Source organism: Salmonella sp. SJTUF15581, assembly GCF_043356775.1.
GTDB classification, from domain to species: domain Bacteria; phylum Pseudomonadota; class Gammaproteobacteria; order Enterobacterales; family Enterobacteriaceae; genus Salmonella; species Salmonella enterica.
Window position 1 is genome coordinate 21,154 of the sequence record NZ_JBEUJY010000021.1, and the last position, 26,988, is coordinate 48,141.

Consider the following 26,988-nt stretch of genomic DNA (forward strand, 5'->3'; position numbering starts at 1 on the left):
CAGGATAAGCTCAGTTTTCTCATTGACCTCACTATTCATGATGTTAGGATGTTTCCGATTGCAATCAAAGGAAACATAAAATGAAGAAGGTAGTTGCTTTAGCTCTCGGGGCTTTAATGCTGTCTGGCTGTACTGTTCGCGTTGCTGATATGACCGTAGGTAGTACCAAAAACTACAACCTGAACGCAGCTAAGTTTGAAAAAGGGCAGCGCGTAACTGGTGAAGACAAAGCTCCGATTGTCATTTTCCCGCTGGGCATTCCTAGCGTTAAAACAGCAATGGATCGCGCTATCGAAAAAGATAAGTGCTCCGTAGGTTTGAGCGATGTTGTTATCTACCAGCTTAACCATGCGTTCCTGTTCGGCACGTATGGTTTCCGTGTTGAAGGTACTCAAATCATCGATAAATCTCAGCTTGGTTGCGAAAACCGCTAATCTGCTGGGTATACTGACAAGCCACCTCCGGGTGGATTTTCTTTTTCGAGCGCGAGATCCCTGCTAGGATTCCCTCATCTTTTACTAAAGGGGATAGGGATATGAAACGAGAAACAATTCTCTTGGCATCAATGCTGACGTTGACTGGGTGTTATGATACTCCGCCAACCAAGGACGAGGCTTTCCAGTTAGGGAAAAGGGAACTTTCAATGGCTTTATGCGGAGATAAATCAGCGTCATGCTTCATTGTCCAGGGGGGAAGCTCCAAGGTTTCAGAAAGGAAGAATGACAATACCTATGGAGCTTCGGCGACTTTCAGGAATATCGTTGGAAAAGAAAAACCATTGGATTATCAAGAAGGTATTGTTTTCTTTGATATTGATGCAAAAAATAAGGCCGTTTACGTAAAATCAATCGAGGCTTGGTCGACAGACGGAAGTAAGTCAATCAGGTTATGCGGCCATAATTACAAATTTTGTAAATCGTAACCCGCTCCGGCGGGTTTTTTATTGTCCGGAGAAAATGAAATGGCCGTGAACGTAGGTGATATTGAATATGTAATTAAGGCTGATACTGCTCAGCTGCTGCGCGCAGATAAGAAGGTTACATCTGTAACCAATAACATGGATACTGGGTTTAAGAAGGCTGATAATTCTGCGTCAAAGCTGTCTACGACAATAAGCAAGCTGTCTGCCGCCATTTCTGTTGCGTTAATTGTTGAGTGGGGGAAGAAGTTCCTTGAGCTTGCGGACAACATGACACAACTCCAGGCAAGGATAGCAAGGCTTTCAACGGATGCCTCCACAGCAAAAGAAACGTTTCAGTCGTTGACGCAAATATCGTCAAAAACAGGCGCCAGTCTGTCGGATACAACCAAACTGTGGGAAACATTGACATCGTCTCTTAAAGAAGCTGGCGCATCGAATGCTCAGGTATTAAATCTTACCGATACGCTGCAAAAAATTGGTCGCATAGGCGGAAACTCGACAGAAGAAATGTCGAATGCTCTTCGCCAGTTTGGGCAGTCAATTGCGTCAGGCACTGTCAGAGCAGAAGAATTTAACTCAATCCTCGAACAGATGCCTGAGTTAGCAAGACAGATTGCTGCTGGCATGGGTATTAGCATGGGTGAGTTGCGTCAGCGAATGCTCAATGGAAAGTTGACAGCGCAAGATGCTCTTAATGCTATACAGGACAGAACGACAGTTGTTAACGAGGAATTTAATAAGCTTCCACGTTCATTATCACAAGCTACCGGCTCTCTCGAAACATCATTTGCAAAACTTGTCTCCTCAATAAATGACGCAACTGGAGCATCAAGTGCAGCAGTTACTGTCATTGATGGATTGGCAAAATACATCGAGTTACTCGGAGACTCGTCAACATCAACTGCAGATAAACTATGGTCTCTCGCTGGTGCTATTTCAAAACTTAATCCTGGATATATTGGAAAACTTTTAGCTGACGGGCTTATAGGAGATGAAACTCCAAAACAAGTCGATGTATTAAGCGAGAAAATTGCCAATCTTACCGGGGATTTAAAAGGGCTTTATGGGCAGGCTGAAAAAACAGCGCATGTGGAGATACCTCAGACCGATAACAATAAGGGAGGAAAAGGAGGTGGTGGGAAGTCCACTAAGAAACAGGCTGATGAAGCAACAGAGTCTCTCGCCAGACAGCAAGCCGCACTCGATCGCCTGAACACTGGTTACGCCGATGGCTCTCTCGAATTAGCGAAATACGACGCTGTAGTTGCTCTTGGAAATAAAGCATCAGGAGAGCAGATTGCCAAAGCTGAACAGCAAGCGGAATCCATATGGAAAATACAGCAGGCAACCAAAGCGGCGGCAGAAGAGGAAAGGAAGCGCACACAGGCGGGTCAAAACTTTACCGGGCTACAGGGGCAGGTATCACCAGTTGCCGCAGTAGATAACACCTACGCACAGCAAATGGCGCAGCTTGACGAGTATGCGCAGCTTTACCCACAAAAAATTGCAGAAGCAGAAGCCGTCCGCGCAGGAATTGAAGATCAGTATCATCAGAAACGCATGGCCGCAATGTGGGAGGAATGGCAGCAGCAAAGCGAGATTAATAGCATGCTTGGCGCGGCTGTAGATTCGCTTCAGGGCGGGGCGACCAATGCCATAACCGGTCTTATTAACGGCACTCAAAGCCTGCAGGAGTCATTCGCAAATATTGGTTCGACAATACTCAACAGCGTTGTAAGCGCCATTGTGGATATGGGAGTTCAGTATGTTAAAAGCCTGATTATAGGTAAGGCCATGTCATCTGCTGCAACTGCCGCACAGATTGCTGAGGCTGGCGCTCTTGCAACAGCTTGGGCTCCTGCGGCTATGGCAGCATCTATTGCGACCCAGGGCAAAGCATCTGCTATCGGTTTGGCTGCCTATAGTTCTTCCATGGCGGCAGGGCAGGCGCTTTCTATTGCTGGCGCTCGCCGTTACGGCGGCACAGTATCAGCTGGCAACGCCTACCGCATCAACGAAGATGGACGCTCTGAAATCTTCCAGACAGCAGGTGGGCAGCAGGCATTCATCCCGAACCAGTCAGGGAAGATCATTCCTGCTGATAAGGCCGGAGGTGGCGGTGGGGTGGTGCAGCACATCACTTTCGAAATCAACACCACTGGCGGCATAGACGATGCGACAAAGGCATGGATTGTTAAATCGATGAAGCAGGTTGCTCTGTTTCAGATCAATGACCAAGCCAACCGCCCAAATGGTATGATACAACCGCGTAGGAAATAAAATAACCCTGGAGGCGTAACGTGGAGATTGAAGTAACGAATATCACGGCAGCAGACAACGAGGTAGCTACGGGAATTAACGCTACTGTTACCTTTATTGATTACGAGAATAATAGTGGTGAAATTGTTGTTTACGTAAAGCTGCCTTTAGAAAAGCAACTATCAATTTCTGATGTAGAGGAAAAGGCTCAGGAATTGGCGAAAAATAAATTGAAAGCGCTTGTGGCTGGCTTTTAAACAGTCGTCCAGCATCGTAAACCCGCTCCGGCGGGTTTTTTATTGGGAGTAATCCATGCCAGAAACATTCACATGGACACCGCAGCGAGCTTATCAGGTAGAACGTACCCCAAACGTAGCCGTTGTTAAGCTCGGTGATGGCTACGAGCAGCGACAGGTGAAGGGTATCAATCCGTTAATGGATAAATATTCGCTCACCTTTCGCGGAGTCAGCGGCGCTTGCCGCAGCAACCCGGCAAAGGATGCTGAGGAATTTCTCAAGGCTCGAATGGCGGTAGAGTCATTCTACTGGACTCCATCCGATACGGGAGTGCAGGCATTGTTTGTCTGCCGCTCCTGGAATATGACAAAAACCGGGCCGCTGTTTGAGCTGACGGCCACGTTTGAACAGGTGCCAAGATGATTAAATTGCTGCATGGAGCTGTGATTTGCAGGCCTTTCGCAAAGCAACCTGTGCTAGGTGAAAAAGAAAAGAAGCAACGTGAAATTGATGATGTTGAAATGTGTTGCCGATTCGAGGCGGAAGACTGGGATGCTCCAGACTTTAAAGCGGTTTCGGGGCCTCATAACTGGCGAAGTTACATTACGCCACAGCTCAAAGACGCATGGCCATCATTCACTGACTGGCAAAAGAAAGTGATAGCTCATGCGCTGGATGATGCTGCATCACACGAAGAATGGGATTAACGATAAGCCACCATTAGGTGGCTTTTTTTATGGGAGTTTGCCGTGCGCGACATACCAGCCAGTATGATTATTGATAGCGTCGATGCCGGAGTCGGCGCTTTCATCGACCTTTTCGAAGCAGACCTGCAGCCATATGGCGGGGATCTTATCCGCTTCCATTCCGGTACCAATGGTTATTACGGAAATGTGATCTGGAAGGGAAACCAGTATCAGGCTTACCCGATAGCTGTTGAAGGTTTCGAGTCAAAGAACGAAGGCACATATGCCCGCCCATCAATGGCGGTGGCGAACGTTACCGGCCTGCTGACCGGGATTAACCATGACTTTGACGACATGCTGGGCGTGGTTATTACCCGGCGTCAGGTTCCGGTGAAATATCTGGACGCAGTGAATTTTCCGAACGGCAATCCTGATGCAGATCCGACACAGGAAGCCGTATCTCGCTATGTTGTCGAGGAGATGACTGAAGAGACGTTCGAGCAGGTCACCTATACGCTGGCGACGCCAATTGACTGCGATAACGCCATTATTCCGGCTCGAACTATTCTCGCCGACGTGTGCCAGTGGCAGTATCGCGGCGTCGGGTGTGGGTATGACGGGCCGCCCGTTGCAGATGAGCGAGACAATCCAACCACTGACCCGGCGAAAGACAAGTGCTCTCACCGGCGGAGCGGCTGCCGCTTCCGTTATCCGCGACCGGAACCAATGCCAATCAGCAGCTTCCCCGGCTCTCAGAAGGTTTCCTGATGCAAGAATTACTCGATTATGCGGCATCGTCGCAGGATGAAGTGTGCGGCTTAATCCTTGATGGCGATCGGCTGTTCCGTTGTCGGAACGCGCACCCCGAACCGGGCAAGCATTTCCGCATCAGTGATGATGACTGGCTGGCAGCCGAGGAAGCAGGAGAGGTGACGGCGGTCTTTCACTCGCACCCGCAAAACGTACCGTTCCTGTCTGGCTCCGATCGCCAGATGCAAGAGGTTACAGGGCTTCCGTGGTGGCTGGCGTGCGCTGGAAGAATTATGAAATTCAGGCCCGTTCCATTCCTGCTGGGGCGCAGGTTCGAACATGGCGTCATGGACTGCTACACCCTTTTCAGGGACGCATACCACCTGTGCGGCATTGACCTGCCTGATTTTGAGCGCACTAACGGATGGTGGTTGCGCGGTGAAAACCTCTATCTGAGCAACATGCCGCTCAATGGATTCCGCCAGGTATCGCCGGGAGAGGCGCAACCAGGTGACGTCATTATCAGACAGCCATTCCCCGGCGCTGACCCTTGCCACGCAATGATTCTCCTCGAAGACAACATGGTACTTCATCACGACCACGCCGGACACCTGAGCCGGAGAGAACCAATGCGCCCGGCATACGTTAAGCAGATGCATTCAATCTGGAGACACGAACAGTGGTCATCTTTAAATTTGCAGGCAATTTACGCCGATTTTACCGCCAGATATCCCTGAATGTTGATACGCCAGCGCAGGGGTTGCGCCTTCTGCTGGCGCAGGATTTTGAATTCAAAAAAGCCTTTCTCAATACAAAGCTGCGGGTGCGGGTGGCGGGCGAGGATGTTGAGGAATCTGCGATGCAATGGCATCTGGACCGCCACCTTAAAGATGGCTCAGTGGTTCTGTTCGTGCCGGTAGTGGAGGGGGCAATTTCTGCTGCTGCGGCCGCATGGATTGCGGTGGCCGTCAGCGTGGCTTCGGTAGCTTACTCGGTCTACATGTCACGAAACATGAAAACCAAAACCTCTGCAGAAGCCGCAGAGACTAATACGCTCACAAACAACTCATTTACCAGTGCTGAGAACCGGGTGGGGCAGGGCCGGGCGGTACCAATCCTTCTCGGAGAAATGGCTGTTGGGAGTAACGTAATCAGTCTCGGGATCGACACTTCTAATAATTCCGACTGGACAGAATCAATAGGCTAAGGTGGCTATATGTCTTCAGGTGGTGGTAAAGCATCAACCCCAAAACTCCTCGACGATAACCTCAAATCAAAACAGTTTTACCGGGTTCTCGATCTGATATCGGAAGGTCCGATTGCAGGGCCTGTCGATCAGGAACACATGTCATCGTTTATGCTTAACAAGACACCAATCACGGATGCAAGCGGAAACGTTAATGTGAATGGAATTAGCGTAGCGTGGCGCCCCGGATCGGAAACTCAGCAGCCAATTAATGGCTTTTCTGCTATTGAAGCAACCACCATCGTAAACACAGATGTAACCCATGACACCCCTCTTGTTCGTACCATAACCGACCAGGACGTAACCCGGGTGCGGTTCAACGTAGGCGTTACCGGTCTGGTTGAGCAGGACACTAAAGGAAACCAGAACAACACTTCCGTCACCATGGTGCTTGAGAGTAGAACAGGTGCTTCAGGATGGGTCATTGAAAAGACAGTTACTATCACCGGTAAAATATCAGGCCAATATCTCGAGGCTCATCTGATCGACGCTCCAGATATTAAGCCGTTTGATATTCGTGTACGCCGCATTACGCCTGACAGCAGCAGCGATTTACTGTCCAACGGCACTATCTGGAATAGCTACAGTGAAATCACCGACGACAATCTGAGCTACCCATTTTCAGCCATCGCTGGCGCTGTTATCGACCGCGACCAGTACACTGACACTCCAAGCCGCACCTACCATCTTCGCGGACTGATTGTGGACGTTCCTGACAACTATGATCCGATTGCCAGAACTTACTCGGGGTTGTGGACTGGCGGATTCAAAAAAGCGTGGACTAACAACCCGGCGTGGCTGTTCCGTGAACTGGCCAAGAATACGCGTTTTGGCCTGGCGAAACGTGCCGGTTATATCGATGTAGATGACGGTGCGTTGTACGTCCTCTCACAATATTGCGATCAGCTTGTGAACGATGGCTATGGCGGGCAGGAACCAAGGATGACGCTGAATGCCTATATTACCGAGCAGGTGAGTGCGCGTGACATTCTCGACAAGATAGCGAGCATGTTTCGCGGTATAGCACTGTGGGACGGGATGCGACTGTCTGTCATGCTGGATGCGCCACAGGACCCGATTGCGACAATCACGAATGCTAACGTGGTTGATGGCGAGTTCAAGCGTAGCTCCGTGAAGCGTTCAGAGAAATACAATGCCGTTGTTGTGTCATGGACTGATCCGGATAACGGTTGGGAGCAGGTAAAAGAATACGTTTCCGACGATGAGATGATCGCTCGCGGAAACTACAACGAAACAACAATTGAAGCATTCGGTTGCACGTCTCGCGGTCAGGCATGGCGCGCTGGGAAATGGCTTCTTGAAACGGCGAAACGGGAAAGCAGCAGACTGTCTTTCCAGATGGCGCGCGATGCTATCCACTTTACGCCGGGTGATATCGTTGAAGTCATGGACAACAACTATGCTGGAGCGCGTCTTGGTGGGCGCATCATGTCGCACGCGGGCAATAAGATTACCGTTGATGCTGTTGATTCGTCTCTGATATCAGAAGGCGACACCATGTCGATCATGGGTAGTGACGGGAAATTCGTTAAGTACGTGATTGCCAGCATTGCCGACAACATCGTGACGCTGAAAACCACACCTGCATGGGTTCGTGACGGGACTGTATTCGCTATCTCTACCAGTAACGTTTCTACCAGACTATTCCGCATCCTTAGCATTGCAGAGACCGATAACAACTCGGTCTACAGCATCACTGCATCACAACATGACCCGAACAAACAGGCCATTGTTGATGAAGGTGCCGTGTTTGAAATTCCCAACGATACGTTGAACGGTTACCGAGTCCCGAATGTGGAGAACCTGCGCATCATCAACACCGACTCTGAGACTGTCCAGGTCACTGCTACATGGGAGACAGCAACTACCACTAAAAAACTGGTGTTTGAGTTATACGTATATACCGACGACGGCAAAGTGGTCGCTCAGTACGAAACAGATCAGTTCCGCTACGAGTTCTTTGGTCTGAACGCCGGTGGATACACGCTTGGCGTTCGCGGCCGCAATGAAAACGGAATGAAAGGCGCTGAGACGCAAATTAGCATGGTCATCGGTGCGCCACCTGCACCATCCAGTGTTATCTGGACGCCTGGCTTGTTCTCTGCTGACCTGGTCCCCGTCATGCCCATTACGGCAACGACAGACACATCGTTTGAGTTCTGGTACTCCGGGCAGAACCAGATTGTCAATCCTGACGATATTGAAGACCAGACTCAGTTCCTTGGGCGCTCTAACCAGTGGACGCTTCATGGTCTACAGGCTGATAAGACGTATTACGTTTATGTCCGCACCAAAAATGCTTTCGGGGTATCGGAGTTCGTTGAGGCATCAGGTCAGGCGTCATCAGACATTCCTGGAATGATAGAGCTCATTGATGAGCAGATCCGCGAATCAGATGCGTTTAAAAATGTTCAGCAGGGTGTCAACACCAATCTGGACGGTATCATGTCGAACGCGCTGGCGAACCACGGAACCGTTGAGCACCAGTATCAGCAATATGGGGAGGTTCGCGCCGACATCCTTGTTGTGAAAACAACAGTCGCTACTGCCGAGCAGGGGCTCGCCGATCTTTCCACTTACGTACAGGCACAAATAGGCCCTGAAGGAGAGTTAACCTCAGCCGTAAATCAGAAAATGACCGCTGAGGTCAACAGTGATGGCACAGCTAAAGCATCTTACACACTCAATATGGGGATTGTCAGGAACGGTGTGAAATACAATACCGGTTTCGGCATGTCCATTGAGCCTGACGGTAGCTCATACAAATCAACAGTGGTTTTTGCCGCAGATCAGTTCGGCATTTATTCCGGAAGTGATCCTGGAAACTATACCGCTGCGTTTTTCGTCTATAACGGACAGGTATTTATCCGAGATGCGTTAATTCAGGATGGCAGCATTAGCAATGCCAAAATTGGTAATTACATCCAGTCGAATAACTTCGTTGCGGGTTCAACTGGATGGCGCATTGATAAAAATGGAAATGCTGAATTGCATGGCAAATTTTACGCTGACAGTGGCCAGTTTGCCTTTAACGGTGAAAACAACACGGTTGTTATAAATGGCAATGGCGTCACGGTAAATCTACCGGGTGGCGGGCGCGTTGTCGTTGGGCGATGGTAGGACAAAATATGCCGGAAGGAATACTGATAGATTATAACGATGGCCGTCCTGCGATGGCGATTACAGCGGGGCTCCGTGCCCCGTCATTCTGCACAAGTTTTGCTGGTTACGGTACGGGGGCAAACCAGTTTCAGGTTAATACTCCATTAACGTCAGGCTCCACAGTTTTTGTTTTACCGACACGTCCGGTTGACGTTCAGGAGTTCGCAGACAATCAGACATGGATAGTTTTACCGATATATATGACATCCGTTACAAGAAACGGAGACAACGGTGTGACTGTTAACGGTACAAACAGGGGAAACTACCAGCGAATACCAAACTGGGCAGGAACTGTATTTGAAATTCTCCCTGCTGCTACTTACAACGAAGGACTTCTCGTTTCCAACTCTACTGATTTCACTGCAATTTCGAATCAGGAAAGATTAATGACATGTGCTTATGTTGGCACGGTGACAGTCAACGGCTCGATGGCGCTTCCCGTATCAGGAATACCATTCGGGAAGTGGGATAACAATAATGTGTCTGTAGGATTTGACGGAGCAAATATTATTGTAAGAGACATCAATTACTCAGGACGGGATGATGTTTCCGCATCTGTAACAATGGAACTGGTAATTTTCAATAATACCGCGCCTGTAGCCGGTGATGGCATTACCATGACTAATTCGGCTGGGCAGGTGACATTTTCAACAGTGAAGCGCCCATTTGTATATGACCAGCAGCTAACGGTAACAGACAATAATCAATACATAGGTGATAAATATTGCCAGATAGTATTTACAGGTGCGCAGTCAAGACGAGTGGATGGATATTTTAATATAAGGAAAAAGGGCGTGGTAATGTCAGGTGGAAGCATCCGGTCAGCGTATAATCAGGTTGTTGGTAATTACAATGACAACAGATTTGATATGACATTTAATCAAAATATCAATATGCCAATTCTTGTCCTTCCGGATATGTATTGAGGAAATATTCATGTCAGCAGGAACCTTAACTCTTACCAATAACACAGATGCTGTTACTGGCAGCGGCACAGCGTTTACAGCAGAACTTGCTGCTGGCGATTTTATTGTCGTAACTGTCGGCGGCATCCCTTATACACTTCCGGTTAAAGCAGTAAATAACAATACATCACTGACGCTGGTTAGTGTTTACACAGGCCCGACACAATCCGGCGCTGCGTGGTCTGCCGTGCCTCGTGTTGCTTTGAACATGGTCACGGCTGCTTTGGTGGCTCAAAGCGCTGAGGCATTGCGAGGACTGAATTACGATAAGCAGAACTGGCAAAGCATTTTTAGTGGAACCGGCAACATAACAGTCAAGTTACCTGATGGTTCTGCGTGGAACGGCCCTGCGTGGAATGGCATTACGACAGAACTAAATAAAAAGGCCAACGCCAGTGATCTCGGTTCTGCTGCTTCGAAAAACACTGGGTTAAATTCCGGTGACATAATGACGGTTGGGTCTTTTGGTATTGGTGCCAAAGATGGTGCCTATGCATTTGAAGTCAATGACTTTGGTGCAGTTCAGGTCGCAATGTCAGGTAGCGGACTCAGGACATATCGAAATAATGGTTTTCTTGGCGACGGTGATCAAAGTATTGCGCAATACAGCCCGACCATATGGGTTGGGACCGGGGATACCTGGGCATCATTATCGTTGCCGTATAGCCCTGTGGGGAAAATTGCGGTGGCATCAGGTACTGAGTCTGTGGGCCGTATGGTAGTGAGGTTGCTATGGGATAATAGCAACACTGTCGTTGATGGTAATGGATTTATTAAACAGGCATCGCCGGTTGTCAGAATTTTCTCTGATGGAGGTTATGAAACGAATGATGAATCAGAAGGTGTGGTCGTAACCAGGATACAGACTGGCGAGTACCTTATCGAGGGGTGCACTGGCCTTAATGCAGATGCAGCATGGGGAGGGATTGACGGTGGATTTGAGATCCCCGTAGACCGAAATAAACTTGCTCGCATCTGGATCGATTATGAGGTCAATGCTGACGGTTCGGTACTGGTCAGAACGTATCACCGGGTTCATCCCTCAGCACCTCCGTTTGCTCAGAACAGAATAGGTAATACTGATATTAGCGGCATGTTTACTGAAACTGTTGCTGATGGTGAACCAGTCGACATTCCTGCAGATTCTTTTGTGTCTGTACGTGTGGAAATGCCGGAAAACAGCATCTGGAATAAGAAACAAGAGGCTACTCGTATCGCTATGGAGGAAGCCAGGATGAAAGAATGGCGGACAGATGGTAATAATGTGTAGCGATTATTTATGATGTGGGGCTGTCGACGCTGTACAGAAAGTTCCCTGCTTCATAATTTGCTTTGGTGGTATTACGTCACCTTCTCATCAAGCCAGTCCGCCCAAAATTGCATCATTTCTCTGCGCTTATCTAGGTATTGAGCATGGTTGTAAATTCAGCTAACCCAATGCGTTGACAAAAAATTAGCGCAAGAAGACAAAAAATCACCTTGCGCTAATGCTCTGTTTCAGGTCACTAATGTAGTGTAAGTTATTGATTGTTAGTGACTGGAAACGCCATATTTTACTGTGTTTTGTTGCATATTAATCAACCAAAATTTATTGTATCTCATTGATTATATTAAATATTAAAGTCCTATATTCATCTTTTTTATACTAAGTTGAACGAAACGGGAAGGCGAAAAGGTAAAAAGTTCCTTTTCAGGCTGGAAACACCTGTAGCATCAGATAGTTTTATCACAATTAAGCAACAACTTTCGCGCTTTGAGTTGACAATCCGGAGCAGAAAGAAAATAAATGTCTATACAACTCATGACAGGCAAGAGAGCGACAGGAATGCGGCAACTTTTACCGGGCGATACTGTCTGGCGAAACATCAGGCTGGCGACAATGGACCCGCAGCGGCAAGCCCCGTACGGGCTGGTAGATAACCAGGCGCTGATTGTACGCGAAGGGCATATTTGCGATATCGTGCCAGAGACGCAGCTTCCTGTCAGTGGGGACAATATCCATGATATGCAGGGACGACTGGTAACCCCGGGACTTATCGATTGCCACACGCATCTGGTGTTTGCCGGTAACCGCGCCGCAGAGTGGGAGCAGCGGCTTAACGGCGCGTCATACCAGCATATTAGCGCTCAGGGCGGCGGCATTAACGCGACGGTATCAGCAACCCGCGCCTGTGCGGAGGAGACGCTCTACCTGCTGGCGCGCGAACGCATGATGCGCCTTGCCGGCGAAGGCGTTACGCTGCTGGAGATTAAATCCGGCTATGGTCTGGAGCTGGCGACAGAAGAAAAGCTGTTGCGCGTCGCTGCAAAACTTGCTGCCGAAAACGCTATCGATATTAGCCCCACGCTACTTGCCGCTCATGCTACGCCAGCGGAGTATCGTGACGACCCGGACGGCTACATCACTCTGGTCTGCGAGACGATGATTCCGCAGCTCTGGCAAAAAGGGTTATTTGATGCGGTAGACCTCTTTTGCGAGAGCGTCGGTTTTAATGTGGCGCAGAGTGAGCGTGTATTGCAGACGGCGAAGGCGTTAGGTATTCCCGTTAAAGGCCATGTTGAGCAGCTTTCGCTGTTGGGCGGCGCGCAGTTGGTGAGCCGTTATCAGGGCTTATCGGCGGATCATATCGAATATCTTGATGAAGCGGGCGTCGCGGCGATGCGTGACGGCGGTACTGTCGGCGTATTATTGCCCGGCGCGTTTTATTTTCTGCGCGAGACGCAGCGCCCGCCGGTGGAACTGCTGCGCCGCTATCAGGTGCCTGTCGCCGTCGCCAGCGATTTCAATCCCGGCACCAGCCCGTTTTGCAGTTTGCATCTGGCGATGAATATGGCCTGCGTACAGTTTGGTCTGACGCCGGAAGAGGCATGGGCGGGCGTTACGCGCCATGCCGCTCGCGCGCTGGGAAGACAGGCGACGCATGGGCAGCTCAGGGCCGGCTACCGGGCGGATTTTGTGGTGTGGGATGCTGAACAGCCGGTAGAGATTGTGTATGAGCCGGGGCGTAACCCTTTATATCAGCGGGTATACAGAGGACAAATCTCATGACGCAATGGTATCCGGCTTCTCCGGCGCTCTGGCAGGGGCGCGATGACAGTATAGAAGCGCCGGATGCGCGGCGTCTGTTTCAGACCGTCACGCGCAGCGAGACCTTTTCCCCCGAAAACTGGCAGCAAAAGATCGCGTTAATGGGATTTGCCTGCGACGAGGGGGTAAAACGCAATGCAGGGCGTCCCGGCGCGGCAGGCGGCCCGGACGCGTTGCGTAAAGCGCTGGCGAATATGGCTAGCCACCAGGGACATGAACGGCTGGTGGATTTAGGCAATTGGGTTGCGCCGACGCCCGATCTGGAAGGCGCGCAGCAGGCCTTGCGCGATGCGGTAAGCCGCTGCCTGCGGGCCGGGATGCGCACGCTGGTGCTGGGCGGCGGGCATGAAACCGCATTTGGACACGGCGCGGGGGTGCTGGACGCGTTTGCGCAGGAAAGCGTAGGGATCATTAATCTTGATGCGCATCTGGATCTCCGTCAGACCGACCGGGCAACATCCGGGACGCCGTTTCGTCAACTGGCGCAGCTATGCGACGCGCAGAGCCGCGCGTTTCATTATGCCTGTTTCGGCGTGAGCCGTGCGGCGAATACGCAGGCGTTGTGGCGGGAAGCGCAGTGGCGGAATGTTACCGTGGTGGAGGATCTGGACTGCCATGACGCGCTGGCGCAGATGACGCAGTTTATCGACAAGGTGGATAAAATTTATCTGACTATCGATCTCGACGTATTGCCTGTCTGGGAAATGCCGGCCGTCTCCGCTCCCGCAGCGCTGGGCGTGCCGCTGATACAGGTTCTGCGTTTAATTGAGCCGGTTTGCCGTAGCGGAAAATTACAGGCGGCGGATCTGGTTGAATTTAATCCACGCTTTGATGAAGATGGCGCAGCGGCGCGCGTGGCGGCGCGGCTTGGCTGGCAAATCGCGCACTGGTGGCGTTAATCTGTCATCCGGAAAACACTCTCCGCATAAGGAAGGCTTCACGCATGTATTCATCCCGCTCCCGTTCTGCGCCTGCGCCTTTTTACGAAACGGTGAAACAGGACATCTGTAAAAAAATAGCCGGCGGCGTCTGGCAGCCGCACGATCGCATTCCGTCGGAAGCTGAACTGGTCGCTCAGTATGGTTTTAGCCGAATGACCATCAACCGGGCGCTGCGTGAGTTGACGGATGAAGGGTGGCTGGTGCGTTTACAGGGTGTGGGGACGTTTGTTGCAGAACCAAAAGGCCAGTCCGCGCTGTTTGAAGTCCGCAGTATCGCCGAGGAGATTGCCGCCCGCCGTCATCAGCATCGTTGTGAGGTGCTCACGCTGGAGCGTGTGCGGGCAAACGCCATCCAGGCCAGCGCTCTCAACGTCAATGAGAGCGATGTCATTTTCCATTCCATCATGGTGCATTATGAAAACGATCTGCCGGTACAAATTGAAGATCGCTGCGTGAATGCGGATATTGCCGTGGATTACCTGACGCAGGATTACCGTCAGACCACGCCGCACGCTTATTTGTCGCGGATCGCGCCGCTAACGGAAGGGGAACATATTGTGGAGGCGGTGCGCGCCACGGCGCAAGAGTGCGCGTGGTTAACTATCAAAGAGCATGAGCCTTGTCTGCTCATTCGTCGTACAACCTGGTCCGCGTCGCGGATTGTTTCTCACGCCCGCTTACTTTTCCCCGGGTCGCGCTACCGGCTACAGGGACGATTTATCTCCTGAGCGGACTGCTGCCGGAAAACGTGATTGCTGACACAATATAACAAAATTGTATCATTTTTGTTAACTCTATTCTTGTGCTTACTTGTATAGACAAGTATATGTCTGATTCTTATCTGTGGGTCTGCGGCGGTGCCTGATAGTGGCGTTTTAGCGTTATTTGGCGATAGCAGACCGATAATAATGAGGAGTCATTGCTATGCCTGAAAGCAAGTATCGTCAGCAGACTATCCGCGCGCCCCGAGGCACGGTATTAACGGCGAAAAGCTGGCTGACAGAAGCCCCGCTGCGGATGTTAATGAATAATCTCGATCCTGACGTGGCGGAAAATCCGCATGAGCTGGTGGTCTACGGCGGGATTGGTCGCGCCGCGCGCAACTGGGAATGCTATGACGCTATTGTTGATGCGCTCACCCGGCTGGAGGCGGACGAAACGTTGCTTATTCAGTCTGGCAAACCGGTCGGCGTATTTAAAACGCACGACAACGCGCCGCGGGTATTAATCGCCAACTCCAACCTGGTTCCCCACTGGGCGACATGGGAACACTTTAACGAACTGGATGCGAAAGGGCTGGCGATGTACGGTCAAATGACGGCCGGAAGCTGGATCTATATCGGCAGCCAGGGAATCGTGCAGGGAACATACGAAACCTTTGTCGAGGCGGGGCGTCAGCACTATAACGGCACGCTGGCGGGACGCTGGGTGCTGACCGCCGGACTGGGCGGCATGGGCGGCGCGCAACCGCTAGCCGCGACGCTGGCCGGAGCGTGTTCGCTGACGATTGAATGCCAGCAAAGCCGTATCGATTTTCGTCTGCGTACTCGTTACGTGGATGAGCAGGCCGCCACGCTGGATGACGCGCTGGCCCGCATTACGCGCTACACCCGCGAGGGGAAAGCCGTGTCCGTCGCCCTGTGCGCGAACGCGGCGGATATCCTGCCGGAACTGGTTAATCGCGGCGTGCGCCCGGACCTGGTGACCGATCAGACCAGCGCCCACGATCCGCTACATGGCTATTTACCCTCCGGCTGGCGCTGGGAGGAGTATCAGAAAAACGCGCAATCCGATCCCCACGGGACGATGCAGGCAGCGAAACGTTCCATGGCGGCGCATGTTCGGGCGATGCTGGCGTTCAGTAAAATGGGCGTGCCGACCTTTGACTATGGCAACAATATTCGTCAGATGGCGAAAGAGATGGGGGTGGAAAACGCCTTTGATTTTCCGGGATTTGTGCCAGCCTATATTCGTCCGCTGTTCTGCCGTGGCATCGGGCCGTTTCGCTGGGTGGCGCTGTCCGGCGATCCGCAGGATATCTATAAAACCGATGCCAAAGTCAAAGAGATAGTGGCTGAGGATAAACATCTGCATCACTGGCTGGATATGGCGCGCGAGCGCATTCATTTTCAGGGGTTACCGGCGCGTATCTGCTGGGTAGGCCTGGAGTGGCGGCAAAAACTGGGGCTGGCGTTCAACGAAATGGTGCGTTGCGGCGAGGTATCCGCGCCCATTGTGATTGGCCGCGATCACCTGGATTCCGGCTCTGTCGCCAGCCCTAACCGTGAAACCGAAGCGATGCGCGACGGTTCCGACGCGGTTTCCGACTGGCCGCTGTTAAATGCGTTGCTGAATACCGCCAGCGGGGCGACATGGGTATCGCTCCATCATGGCGGCGGGGTGGGAATGGGGTTTTCGCAACACGCCGGTATGGTGATTGTCTGTGATGGCACTGACGAGGCCGCCGCGCGTATTCGCCGCGTGTTACACAACGATCCGGCGACGGGCGTCATGCGCCATGCCGATGCCGGATATGATCTCGCGGTGGAATGCGCTGTTGAGCAAGGTCTGAATTTACCGATGGTTGCGGCGACGCAGGGGAAAGGCTGATATGAACACCATGACACTCACTCCGGGGCAGTTAAGTCTCTCTCAACTGTACGATATCTGGCGTCATCCGGTACAGCTTCGGCTGGACGCCAGCGCCATTGACGGTATTAACGCCAGTGTCGCGTGCGTCAATGATATCGTTGCCGAAGGGCGTACCGCCTACGGCATCAACACCGGTTTCGGCCTGCTGGCGCAGACGCGCATCGCTGATGAAGACTTGCAAAATCTACAGCGATCGTTGGTGCTGTCTCACGCCGCGGGCGTAGGCGACCCACTGGATGACGCGATGGTGCGTCTGATCATGGTATTGAAAATCAATAGCCTGGCGCGCGGGTTTTCCGGGATTCGGTTGAGCGTGATAGAGGCGCTCATCGCTCTGGTGAATGCCGGCGTGTATCCGCTGATTCCGGCAAAAGGCTCGGTTGGCGCGTCGGGCGACTTAGCGCCGCTGGCGCATCTGTCGCTGACGCTGCTTGGCGAAGGAAAAGCGCGCTGGCAGGGCGAATGGCTTCCGGCGCAGACGGCGCTAAAAAAGGCCGGACTGGAGCCTGTCGCGCTGGCGGCCAAAGAGGGGCTGGCGCTGCTTAACGGCACCCAGGCGTCAACGGCCTTCGCGCTGCGCGGTTTGTTTGAGGCACAGGAGTTATTTGCCTCCGCCGTCGTCTGCGGCGCGCTGACCACCGAAGCCGTACTGGGATCGCGCCGTCCTTTTGATGCGCGCATTCATGCCGCGCGCGGACAACAGGGGCAAATTGACGTCGCGCGGTTGTTCCGGCATCTGCTGACCGATACCAGCGCCATTGCTGAATCACATCACCACTGTCATAAAGTTCAGGACCCGTATTCCCTTCGCTGCCAGCCACAGGTAATGGGCGCTTGTCTGACCCAGTTACGTCAGACGAAAGAGGTACTGCTGGCTGAGGCCAACGCGGTATCCGATAATCCGCTGGTCTTTGCCGATGCGGGGGAGGTGATCTCCGGCGGTAACTTCCATGCTGAACCGGTTGCCATGGCGGCGGATAATCTGGCGCTGGCGATAGCGGAAATCGGCGCGCTATCGGAGCGGCGCATCGCGCTGATGATGGATAAACATATGTCGCAGTTACCGCCGTTCCTGGTAAAAAATGGCGGCGTTAATTCCGGTTTTATGATTGCCCAGGTCACCGCCGCGGCGCTCGCCAGCGAGAATAAAGCGCTGGCGCACCCGCACAGCGTGGATAGCCTGCCGACCTCGGCGAATCAGGAAGATCATGTCTCAATGGCCCCGGCGGCAGGACGGCGACTCTGGGAAATGGCGGCGAATACCCGCGGCATCATTGCCGTGGAGTGGCTGGCTGCCTGTCAGGGGATAGATTTACGGGAAGGGTTAACCTCCAGCCCGTTACTGGAACAGGCGCGGCAGACACTGCGCGAGCAGGTGGCGCACTATACGCAGGATCGTTTTTTCGCGCCCGATATTGAGTGTGCGACGGCGCTGCTGGCGCAAGGCGCGTTACAGCGTCTGGTGCCGGACTTTATGTGAATGCTGCCGGATGGCGTGGCGTTTATTCGGCTTACCCAACCCGTTGGCAGGGTAAGACGTTTACGCCGCCATCCGGCACAGCGTTTAACTGAACATCGCCGTGATCGAGGCGCTGGCGAGCGAATGGAAATGCACGTTAAAGCCGACCATCGCGCCGCTGGCGTCTTCATCAACATCAAGACGCTCGACGTCCAGCGCGTGAACCGTAAAGATATAGCGGTGCGTTTCCCCTTTAGGCGGCGCCGCGCCGCCGTAGCCCGCTTTACCGAAATCGGTACGCGTCTGAATGACGCCGTCTGGTACGGCCACCAGGCCTGAGCCGAACCCCTGGGTCAGTACGCGCGTATCCGCCGGGAGGTTCACCACCACCCAGTGCCACCAGCCGGAGCCGGTCGGCGCGTCGGGATCGTAACAGGTCACGACAAAACTTTTGGTGCCCATCGGCACGTCGTCCCAGGCCAGATGCGGCGAAATATTATCGCCATCATAGCCCATACCGTTAAAAACGTGGCGATGAGGAAGTTTATCTCCATCGCGCAAATCGTTGCTGATAAGTTTCATGCGCTCTCCTTTTGACTCACCAGAAGTGTAGCCAGAAGCAGCATCGCTTACCGCTGATTAATGGCTAAAAAATGTTTCATTGTGTACCGCGTCATTGACCGCCTGGGTCAAACGGCGCAGTTGATCCGGACGAATAATGTAGGGCGGCATCAGGTAGATTAGCTTGCCGAACGGCCTGATCCAGACGCCTTGCCCGACGAAGAAGCGTTGAAGCGCCGCCATATTGACCGGATGCGTGGTTTCAACCACCCCAATCGCGCCCAACACCCGCACATCCGCCACCCAGGGCGAACTTTGCGCGGGGGCTAACTCAGCGCGTAACTGAGACTCGATAGACGCCACCTGCTGACGCCATTCGCCGCTTTCCAGCAGCGTCAGGCTGGCGCAAGCGACGGCGCAGGCCAGCGGATTCCCCATAAACGTCGGGCCATGCATAAAACACCCCGCCTCGCCGTTGCTAATAGTCTCTGCAACCTGGCGTGTCGTGAGCGTTGCCGAGAGGGTCATGGTGCCGCCGGTTAAGGCTTTGCCGAGACACAGAATATCCGGCGCGATCCCGGCGTGCTCGCAGGCGAACAGTTTGCCGGTACGGCCAAACCCGGTGGCTATTTCATCGGCAATCAGCAGAATGCCTTCGCGATCGCACATGTTACGAATACGCCTGAGCCATTGTGGATGATATATGCGCATCCCGCCCGCGCCCTGAACGATAGGTTCCAGAATCACGGCGGCTATTTCATGGCGATGCGCGGCCATCAGGCGAGCAAATGGCGCGATGTCGCTTTCATCCCATTCGCCATCCATCCGGCTTTGCGGCGCCGGCGCGAACAGATTCTCCGGCAGATAGCCTTTCCACAGGCTGTGCATGGAGTTATCCGGATCGCACACCGACATCGCGCCGAACGTGTCGCCATGATAAGCGTGGCGAAACGTCAGAAAACGCTGACGCGATTCGCCCCGCGCCTGCCAGTATTGCAGCGCCATCTTCATGGCCACTTCCACCGACACCGAACCGGAGTCGGCCAGAAAGACACACTCCAGCGGTTCAGGCGTTATCGCGACCAGCTTACGGCACAGATTCACCGCAGGTTGATGGGTTATGCCGCCGAACATGACATGCGACATGGCGTCAATTTGCGCTTTCATCGCCGCGTTCAATTGCGGGTGGTTATAACCATGAATGGCCGCCCACCAGGAGGACATCCCCTCAATCAGGCGTTCGCCCGAGGCGAGAACCAGCTCGCAGCCTTCGGCCCGCTCAACGGGATATACCGGCAGCGGCGAGGTCATGGAAGTGTAAGGATGCCAAATATGGCGTTTATCGAAGGCCAGATCGTCCGTTGTCATAATCGACTTGTAAACCAAATTAAAAAGATTTAGGTTTACGAGTCTACACCATATCAAAAACAAACAACATATTTTGGAGAAGCCCGATGGCTCGCCACCCACGCTGGACACTGTCGCAAGTAACCGAATTATTTGAAAAACCACTGCTGGAATTGCTGTTTGAAGCGCAGCAAATTCATCGCCAGCATTTCGATCCGCAGCAGGTACAGGTTAGTACGCTGCTGTCGATCAAAACCGGCGCCTGCCCGGAGGATTGTAAATACTGCCCGCAGAGCTCGCGCTATAAAACCGGGCTGGAAGCCGAGCGTTTAATGGAAGTAGAGCAGGTACTGGACTCCGCCCGTAAAGCGAAAAACGCTGGTTCGACCCGCTTCTGTATGGGGGCGGCCTGGAGGAATCCGCATGAACGCGATATGCCTTATCTGGAGAAGATTGTACAGGGCGTCAAAGCGATGGGGCTGGAAACCTGTATGACGCTCGGCATGTTGAACGAAAGCCAGGCGCAGCGTCTGGCTAACGCCGGGCTGGATTACTACAACCACAACCTCGATACCTCGCCGGAGTTTTACGGCAATATCATCACTACCCGTACCTATCAGGAGCGCCTCGACACGCTGGAAAAAGTCCGTGAAGCAGGGATTAAAGTGTGCTCCGGCGGCATTGTGGGTCTGGGCGAAACGGTTACCGATCGCGCCGGACTGTTGTTGCAGTTGGCGAACCTGCCGACACCGCCGGAAAGCGTGCCAATCAACATGCTGGTGAAGGTAAAAGGCACGCCGCTTGCGGATAACGATGACGTGGATGCGTTTGATTTTATTCGTACTATCGCCGTGGCGCGCATCATGATGCCGACCTCATACGTGCGTCTTTCCGCAGGGCGTGAACAGATGAACGAGCAGACCCAGGCGATGTGCTTTATGGCCGGGGCGAACTCGATTTTCTATGGCTGCAAATTGTTAACTACGCCAAATCCGGCAGAGGACAAGGATCTGCAGTTATTCCGTAAGCTGGGGCTGAATCCGCAGCAGACCAGGGTGCTGGCGGGCGATAACGAGCAGCAGCAACGTCTGGAGCAGACGCTGATGACGCCTGACACCGATGATTATTACAACGCGGCAGCCTTATGAGTTGGCAACAACGCGTCGACGATGCGCTGACGGCGCGTCGGGCGACGGATACGTTGCGCCGCCGCTATGTGGTATCGCAGGGTGCCGGACGCTGGCTGGTAGCGAACGGGCGACAGTATCTTAACTTCTCCAGCAATGATTACCTCGGCTTAAGTCAACACCCGCAGATTATTCGCGCCTGGCAACAGGCAGCGATGCGTTTTGGCGTCGGCAGCGGCGGGTCGGGTCATATCAGCGGTTATTCCGTGGCGCACCAGGCGTTAGAGGAGGAACTGGCGCAATGGTTAGGATATCCACGCGCGCTGCTGTTTATCTCTGGCTTTGCGGCGAATCAGGCGGTCATTACCGCCTTAATGAAAAAAAATGACCGGATTGTGGCCGACAGGTTGAGTCATGCTTCCCTGCTGGAGGCCGCCAATCTGAGTCCGGCGCAGCTTCGCCGCTTTATCCATAACGATACGCAGCATCTGTCGCGTTTACTGCAATCGCCCTGCGTGGGTCAGCAACTGGTGGTGACAGAAGGTGTATACAGCATGGACGGCGACAGCGCGCCGCTGGCGGAAATCCAGCACATTGCCCGCAGGCATCATGCCTGGCTGTTGGTTGATGATGCGCACGGCATCGGCGTGACTGGCGATGAGGGGCGGGGCACCTGCTGGCAACGGGGGGTGAAGCCTGAGTTGCTGGTGGTGACTTTCGGTAAGGGGTTTGGCGTCAGCGGCGCAGCGGTGCTCTGCTCGGAAAGCGTCGCGGATTATCTGCTGCAATTTGCCCGTCATCTGGTTTACAGCACCAGTATGCCGCCCGCCCAGGCGCAGGCGTTAAGCGCCTCGCTGGCGGTGATCCGTAGCGATGAAGGTCGTGAACGGCGCGAAAAACTCGCCGCTCTGGTTCAGCGCTTTCGGGCCGGCGTTAACGCGTCCCGATTTACGCTACTGAATGCCCATAGCGCCATCCAGCCGTTAATCGTGGGCGATAACAGCCGTGCATTGGGCCTGGCGGAGGCGCTGCGTCAACAAGGATGCTGGGCGACGGCGATTCGTCCGCCGACGGTGCCTGTCGGTACGGCGCGCCTGCGCTTAACGTTAACGCAGGCGCATGAAGCGTGTGATATCGACCGTCTGCTGGAGGTGCTGCATGGCGCAGGTGAATAAGCAGGCTATTGCGGCGGCGTTTGGCCGGGCCGCATCGCAATATGAACAGCATGCCTCTTTGCAGCAACACAGCGCGGATGCGCTGCTGACGCTGTTGACAGGCCGCCAGTTTGCCAGTGTGTTGGACGCAGGCTGCGGCCCCGGACGTATGAGTCGTTACTGGCGAGAGCGGGGGAGCGAAGTAACCGCCCTGGATCTTTCTCTGCCGATGCTGCAACAGGCGCGCGATCGTCAGGCGGCGCATCACTATTTGCTGGCGGATATCGAAGCGATTCCCCATGACGCCGAAGTTTTTGACCTGGCCTGGAGCAACCTGGCGGTCCAGTGGTGTGGCGATTTACGTGATGCGTTGAGCGAGTTGTATCGGGTTGTACGGCCCGGCGGCGTGGTGGCGTTTACCACCTTGTGCCAGGGGTCGTTGCCGGAGCTGCGTCAGGCATGGCAGGCCGTCGATAATCGCGCTCACGCGAATAGCTTTTTGCCGGAAGAGGCCATTGACCACGCGCTGCGCGGCTGGCGGGCGTCTCGTCATACTCAGGCGATGACATTGTGGTTTGAGGATGCCCTGAGCGCGATGCGCTCGCTTAAAGGCATTGGCGCCACCCATCTTCATGAAGGGCGGGAGTCGGATGTATTAACCCGCGCCCGGCTTAGACAGATTCAGTTGGCATGGCCGCAGCGGCAGGGGAAATATCCGCTGACGTACCATCTTTTTATGGGAGTGATTGAACGTGACTAAACGCTATTTTGTGACCGGTACTGATACTGAAGTCGGTAAAACGGTCGCCAGTTGCGCCTTATTGCAGGCCGCAACGCAGTTAGGTTATCAAACCGTAGGCTATAAGCCCGTCGCTTCCGGCAGCGAAATGACAACCGACGGGCTACGCAATAGCGATGCCCTGGCCTTGCAGCGTAACAGCAGCCTGCCGCAACCTTATTCCGCTATCAATCCTTATACTTTTGCCGAGCCTACCTCTCCCCACATCGTTAGCGCCGACGAAGGCCGGGCGATAGACGCGGCGGTATTATCACGCGGATTGCGAACGCTGGAGTCGCAGGCAGACTGGGTGTTGACCGAAGGGGCGGGCGGCTGGTTTACACCGCTCTCTGCCACGCTGACGTTTGCCGACTGGGTACAGACGGAACAGCTGCCGGTGATTCTGGTTGTTGGCGTCAAGCTGGGCTGTATTAATCACGCCATGCTGACGGCGCTGGCGGTAGAACAGGCCGGATTACCACTTGTCGGATGGATAGCCAACGACATACAGCCGCCAGGCGCGCGTCATGGTGAATATCTCGCGACGCTTCGCCGCGTCATACCGGCCCCGCTGTTAGGGGAAATCCCGTGGCTGGACGTTTCTCCATCGCAGGCGGCGACAGGACAGTATCTGGACCTTAGCCCCCTGGAACGCGCCTGACCGCGCTTAAAAACCGCCTTCTTGCAGGATCAGACGATCCTGCTGCTCTTTCGCCAGACCCTCCTGACGTCGCCATGCTAAAAATGTGCAAAATGTGAGCGTCTACGCCTCAATTTTTCCCTTCTCGTTAGCCAATAATCTGCCAAAAATAGCGATAATTTTTTTTTATCGCCCGGCGAAAACGTCAAGGGCTGATTTTGCCAGGCGGCAGGGGATACGGGCTGGAAGCAGTTATCCACTATTCCTGTGGATAACCTTGTGTATTAGAGTTAGAAAACACAACGTAAGCGAGAGGCGACGCGGCCTGCGACTAAATTGGCGCGAAAGACGGCTTGAGAAAATATCCCTTTTCAGACAGCAAGTTATATAAAATCAATGGTTGTAAAGGAAGGGGGATACGTTGACATAAAACTTTCATCATCCGACTTGACAAATGTTAAAAAAGACTCTGGTCTGGGGATAACCAGCACACTGCTGGAATTTTACCCCGCGACTGTCTATGTTTTACCTCTAAATAGCGTGGGGTATCTGCCGATAGCCATTATACACTGGAGTGTTACTGTTTTTTCATCCAGTGTTTTTTATTGGCAATATTCACCGTCGAGAGTAAAATTACATCCCTGCCCGCTCACTCCTTCAGGTAGCCGCTCATGAGTAAACCGTTCAAACTGAATTCCGCTTTTAAACCTTCTGGCGATCAGCCGGACGCTATACGTCGTCTGGAAGAGGGGCTGGAGGACGGGCTGGCGCATCAGACGTTATTGGGCGTGACCGGCTCCGGGAAGACATTCACCATTGCCAACGTCATTGCGGACTTGCAGCGGCCAACGATGGTGCTTGCGCCCAATAAAACCCTGGCGGCGCAGCTCTACGGCGAAATGAAAGAGTTTTTCCCGGAAAACGCGGTCGAGTATTTCGTCTCCTACTATGACTACTATCAGCCGGAAGCGTATGTGCCAAGTTCGGATACGTTTATCGAAAAAGACGCTTCGGTAAACGAACATATTGAGCAAATGCGGTTGTCGGCAACGAAAGCGTTGCTTGAGCGACGCGATGTCGTGGTGGTGGCTTCCGTGTCCGCGATTTACGGTCTGGGCGATCCGGATCTCTACCTGAAAATGATGCTGCATCTGACGGTGGGAATGCTGATTGACCAGCGCGCGATTTTGCGTCGGCTGGCGGAATTGCAATACACCCGTAACGATCAAGCTTTTCAGCGTGGTACCTTTCGCGTGCGCGGCGAAGTGATCGACATCTTCCCGGCTGAATCTGACGACATCGCGCTACGCGTTGAGCTGTTTGATGAAGAAGTGGAACGCCTGTCGCTGTTCGACCCGTTAACCGGGCAGGTAGAGTCAACGGTGCCACGTTATACTATCTATCCCAAAACGCACTACGTGACGCCGCGCGAGCGTATTCTGCAGGCGATGGAAGAGATAAAAGATGAGCTGGCGGACAGGCGTAAGGTCTTGCTGGCAAATAATAAGCTGCTTGAAGAGCAGCGATTAAGCCAGCGCACGCAGTTCGATTTAGAGATGATGAACGAGCTGGGCTACTGCTCAGGCATTGAAAACTATTCCCGCTTTCTGTCGGGCCGCGGGCCGGGCGAACCGCCGCCAACCTTGTTCGATTATCTGCCCGCCGACGGACTGCTGGTGGTGGATGAGTCTCATGTCACCATCCCGCAGATAGGCGGCATGTACCGCGGCGACCGGGCGCGCAAAGAGACGCTGGTCGAGTATGGCTTCCGTCTGCCTTCGGCGCTGGATAACCGCCCGCTGAAGTTTGAGGAGTTTGAAGCCTTAGCGCCGCAAACTATCTATGTTTCCGCCACGCCCGGCAACTATGAGCTGGAAAAATCTGGTGATGAGGTGGTGGATCAGGTCGTGCGACCGACCGGGCTGCTGGACCCGATTATTGAAGTGCGTCCGGTGGCGACCCAGGTGGACGATCTGCTGTCCGAAATTCGTCAGCGTGCGGCCATTAATGAGCGTGTCCTTGTCACTACGCTTACCAAACGGATGGCGGAAGATTTGACCGAATATCTGGAAGAGCACGGCGAGCGCGTGCGTTACCTGCACTCAGATATTGATACCGTGGAGCGCATGGAAATCATCCGCGATTTGCGTCTGGGCGAGTTTGACGTTCTGGTGGGGATTAACCTGCTGCGCGAAGGGCTGGATATGCCGGAAGTCTCGCTGGTGGCGATTCTGGACGCCGATAAAGAGGGCTTCCTGCGCTCCGAGCGCTCCCTGATTCAGACCATAGGGCGCGCGGCGCGTAACGTTAACGGTAAAGCGATTCTGTATGGCGATAAAATCACGCCGTCAATGGCAAAGGCGATTGGCGAAACCGAGCGACGTCGCGAGAAGCAGCAGAAGTACAACGAAGAGCACGGTATCACTCCGCAGGGGCTGAACAAAAAAGTGGTCGACATCCTGGCGCTGGGGCAGAACATTGCGAAAACCAAAGCGAAGGGGAAAGGCAAGGGCCGTTCTACGGCAAAAGCCGGAATTGTCGAACTGGATATGACGCCGAAAGCGTTGCAGCAGAAAATTCATGAACTGGAAGGGCAAATGATGCAGCACGCGCAAAATCTGGAGTTTGAAGAAGCCGCGCAAATTCGCGACCAGTTGCACCAGTTACGCGAGTTGTTTATCGCGGCGTCCTGACAATGTGTCGATCGCCAGCGAGTCATCGTTACCATGGCTCGCTTTTGAGAATTTCAGTGCAATAGTCAGGGCTAAGTCAGTCAGGAATGAAAAACAGTGACAGGCTTTGACTAACGAGATTGTCGAAAAAGTCAAAACATCAATGGGGTAGCTAGTTTAATCACAACTGAAGAAAATTAGCGTTGAGGCTGAACCCAACGCTAATTTTCCCTCTCTCCTCGGCTATGAAAAAAAACGCCCCGTATTATCGGTATAGCTATCCTCATGATCGTCATTTTAATCTTATGTGAGTTCGTTGAA

General features: G+C 53.3%; 24 protein-coding genes and 1 pseudogene. 22 read left to right on the forward strand and 3 right to left on the reverse strand.

Translation table 11 applies throughout. The features are described from left to right. Window positions 1–80: 80 nt before the first annotated feature. The 12 genes from ABVN36_RS22965 (at window position 81) to ABVN36_RS23020 (ending at window position 11,518) form a co-directional block, all read left to right on the forward strand. The gene (locus ABVN36_RS22965) at window positions 81–434 is read left to right on the forward strand and encodes a hypothetical protein (protein ID WP_017384095.1); all 354 of its coding nucleotides are present in this window, start codon (window positions 81–83) and stop codon (window positions 432–434) included. 101 nt (window positions 435–535) lie between these two features. Beyond that, window positions 536–922: a hypothetical protein gene (locus tag ABVN36_RS22970; RefSeq protein ID WP_016050276.1), complete on the forward strand. Its 387-nt coding sequence runs from the start codon at window positions 536–538 to the stop codon at window positions 920–922. A gap of 39 nt (window positions 923–961) precedes the next feature. Then, entirely contained in the window at window positions 962–3,202 is a 2,241-nt protein-coding gene (locus ABVN36_RS22975) for a tape measure protein (RefSeq protein ID WP_079917321.1), read from the forward strand. A 20-nt stretch (window positions 3,203–3,222) separates the two neighbouring features. Continuing rightward, the gene (locus ABVN36_RS22980) at window positions 3,223–3,438 is read left to right on the forward strand and encodes a hypothetical protein (RefSeq protein WP_000402155.1); all 216 of its coding nucleotides are present in this window, start codon (window positions 3,223–3,225) and stop codon (window positions 3,436–3,438) included. A gap of 55 nt (window positions 3,439–3,493) precedes the next feature. Further along, window positions 3,494–3,841, forward strand: coding sequence for a phage tail protein (locus ABVN36_RS22985; RefSeq protein ID WP_063266539.1), 348 nt, complete (start codon window positions 3,494–3,496; stop codon window positions 3,839–3,841). Continuing rightward, window positions 3,838–4,125 (forward strand): hypothetical protein, encoded by a 288-nt coding sequence (locus ABVN36_RS22990; protein ID WP_063266540.1) that lies wholly within the window; start codon window positions 3,838–3,840, stop codon window positions 4,123–4,125. Before ABVN36_RS22985 ends, ABVN36_RS22990 begins: the two co-directional genes overlap by 4 nt. A 42-nt stretch (window positions 4,126–4,167) precedes the next feature. Then, complete coding sequence (locus ABVN36_RS22995) at window positions 4,168–4,872, forward strand: phage minor tail protein L (RefSeq protein ID WP_063266541.1); 705 nt, start codon at window positions 4,168–4,170, stop codon at window positions 4,870–4,872. Next, window positions 4,872–5,591 (forward strand): C40 family peptidase, encoded by a 720-nt coding sequence (locus ABVN36_RS23000; protein ID WP_079917322.1) that lies wholly within the window; start codon window positions 4,872–4,874, stop codon window positions 5,589–5,591. Before ABVN36_RS22995 ends, ABVN36_RS23000 begins: the two co-directional genes overlap by 1 nt. Further along, window positions 5,534–6,061 carry a tail assembly protein gene (locus ABVN36_RS23005; RefSeq protein ID WP_079917323.1) on the forward strand — a complete coding sequence of 176 codons (528 nt, stop codon included), beginning with the start codon at window positions 5,534–5,536 and terminating at the stop codon, window positions 6,059–6,061. The genes ABVN36_RS23000 and ABVN36_RS23005 overlap by 58 nt, the downstream gene beginning before the upstream one ends. Before the next feature lie 9 nt (window positions 6,062–6,070). After that, window positions 6,071–9,241 (forward strand): host specificity protein J, encoded by a 3,171-nt coding sequence (locus tag ABVN36_RS23010; protein WP_079917324.1) that lies wholly within the window; start codon window positions 6,071–6,073, stop codon window positions 9,239–9,241. 8 nt (window positions 9,242–9,249) lie between these two features. Next, window positions 9,250–10,209: a DUF6453 family protein gene (locus tag ABVN36_RS23015; protein WP_079917326.1), complete on the forward strand. Its 960-nt coding sequence runs from the start codon at window positions 9,250–9,252 to the stop codon at window positions 10,207–10,209. Window positions 10,210–10,219: 10 nt separating this feature from the next. Further along, window positions 10,220–11,518, forward strand: a complete 1,299-nt coding sequence (locus ABVN36_RS23020; protein WP_079917325.1) for a phage tail protein — start codon at window positions 10,220–10,222, stop codon at window positions 11,516–11,518. 71 nt (window positions 11,519–11,589) lie between these two features. Here ABVN36_RS23020 and ABVN36_RS23025 read toward each other — a convergent pair. Further along, window positions 11,590–11,673: pseudogene (locus tag ABVN36_RS23025) on the reverse strand (hypothetical protein); the annotation flags it as partial. A 400-nt stretch (window positions 11,674–12,073) separates the two neighbouring features. On the opposite strand from ABVN36_RS23025, the gene hutI reads away from it, so the two are divergent. The 5 genes from hutI to hutH all read left to right on the forward strand — a co-directional run bounded on the left by hutI (window position 12,074) and on the right by hutH (window position 18,409). Continuing rightward, a complete protein-coding gene (hutI, locus tag ABVN36_RS23030) occupies window positions 12,074–13,297 on the forward strand; it encodes an imidazolonepropionase (RefSeq protein WP_023138896.1) in 1,224 nt (407 codons plus the stop codon). Beyond that, the gene (gene hutG, locus ABVN36_RS23035) at window positions 13,294–14,235 is read left to right on the forward strand and encodes a formimidoylglutamase (protein ID WP_001616913.1); all 942 of its coding nucleotides are present in this window, start codon (window positions 13,294–13,296) and stop codon (window positions 14,233–14,235) included. The genes hutI and hutG overlap by 4 nt, the downstream gene beginning before the upstream one ends. Window positions 14,236–14,279: 44 nt before the next feature. Beyond that, window positions 14,280–15,005 (forward strand): histidine utilization repressor, encoded by a 726-nt coding sequence (locus tag ABVN36_RS23040; protein ID WP_000287413.1) that lies wholly within the window; start codon window positions 14,280–14,282, stop codon window positions 15,003–15,005. A gap of 196 nt (window positions 15,006–15,201) precedes the next feature. Beyond that, entirely contained in the window at window positions 15,202–16,887 is a 1,686-nt protein-coding gene (hutU, locus tag ABVN36_RS23045; RefSeq protein WP_001115209.1) for a urocanate hydratase, read from the forward strand. 1 nt (window position 16,888) lies between these two features. Beyond that, complete coding sequence (gene hutH, locus ABVN36_RS23050) at window positions 16,889–18,409, forward strand: histidine ammonia-lyase (protein WP_001095227.1); 1,521 nt, start codon at window positions 16,889–16,891, stop codon at window positions 18,407–18,409. Between the two features lie 84 nt (window positions 18,410–18,493). On the opposite strand, the gene ABVN36_RS23055 is transcribed toward hutH, so the two are convergent. Continuing rightward, window positions 18,494–18,970, reverse strand: a complete 477-nt coding sequence (locus tag ABVN36_RS23055; protein WP_000767403.1) for a kinase inhibitor — start codon at window positions 18,968–18,970, stop codon at window positions 18,494–18,496. Between the two features lie 57 nt (window positions 18,971–19,027). Next, window positions 19,028–20,317, reverse strand: a complete 1,290-nt coding sequence (bioA, locus tag ABVN36_RS23060) for an adenosylmethionine--8-amino-7-oxononanoate transaminase (protein WP_023138895.1) — start codon at window positions 20,315–20,317, stop codon at window positions 19,028–19,030. Window positions 20,318–20,403: 86 nt separating this feature from the next. Here bioA and bioB point away from each other — a divergent pair, with 86 nt between their 5' ends. The 5 genes from bioB to uvrB all read left to right on the forward strand — a co-directional run bounded on the left by bioB (window position 20,404) and on the right by uvrB (window position 26,688). Beyond that, on the forward strand, window positions 20,404–21,444 hold the full coding sequence (gene bioB / locus ABVN36_RS23065; protein ID WP_000090729.1) for a biotin synthase BioB: 1,041 nt from the start codon (window positions 20,404–20,406) through the stop codon (window positions 21,442–21,444). After that, window positions 21,441–22,598 (forward strand): 8-amino-7-oxononanoate synthase, encoded by a 1,158-nt coding sequence (bioF, locus tag ABVN36_RS23070; RefSeq protein ID WP_023138894.1) that lies wholly within the window; start codon window positions 21,441–21,443, stop codon window positions 22,596–22,598. Before bioB ends, bioF begins: the two co-directional genes overlap by 4 nt. Then, window positions 22,582–23,337, forward strand: a complete 756-nt coding sequence (gene bioC, locus ABVN36_RS23075; RefSeq protein ID WP_000079911.1) for a malonyl-ACP O-methyltransferase BioC — start codon at window positions 22,582–22,584, stop codon at window positions 23,335–23,337. The genes bioF and bioC overlap by 17 nt, the downstream gene beginning before the upstream one ends. After that, window positions 23,330–24,016, forward strand: a complete 687-nt coding sequence (bioD, locus tag ABVN36_RS23080; protein WP_023138893.1) for a dethiobiotin synthase — start codon at window positions 23,330–23,332, stop codon at window positions 24,014–24,016. Before bioC ends, bioD begins: the two co-directional genes overlap by 8 nt. Window positions 24,017–24,666: 650 nt before the next feature. Further along, window positions 24,667–26,688 carry an excinuclease ABC subunit UvrB gene (gene uvrB / locus ABVN36_RS23085; RefSeq protein WP_000042502.1) on the forward strand — a complete coding sequence of 674 codons (2,022 nt, stop codon included), beginning with the start codon at window positions 24,667–24,669 and terminating at the stop codon, window positions 26,686–26,688. Window positions 26,689–26,988: the final 300 nt, after the last annotated feature.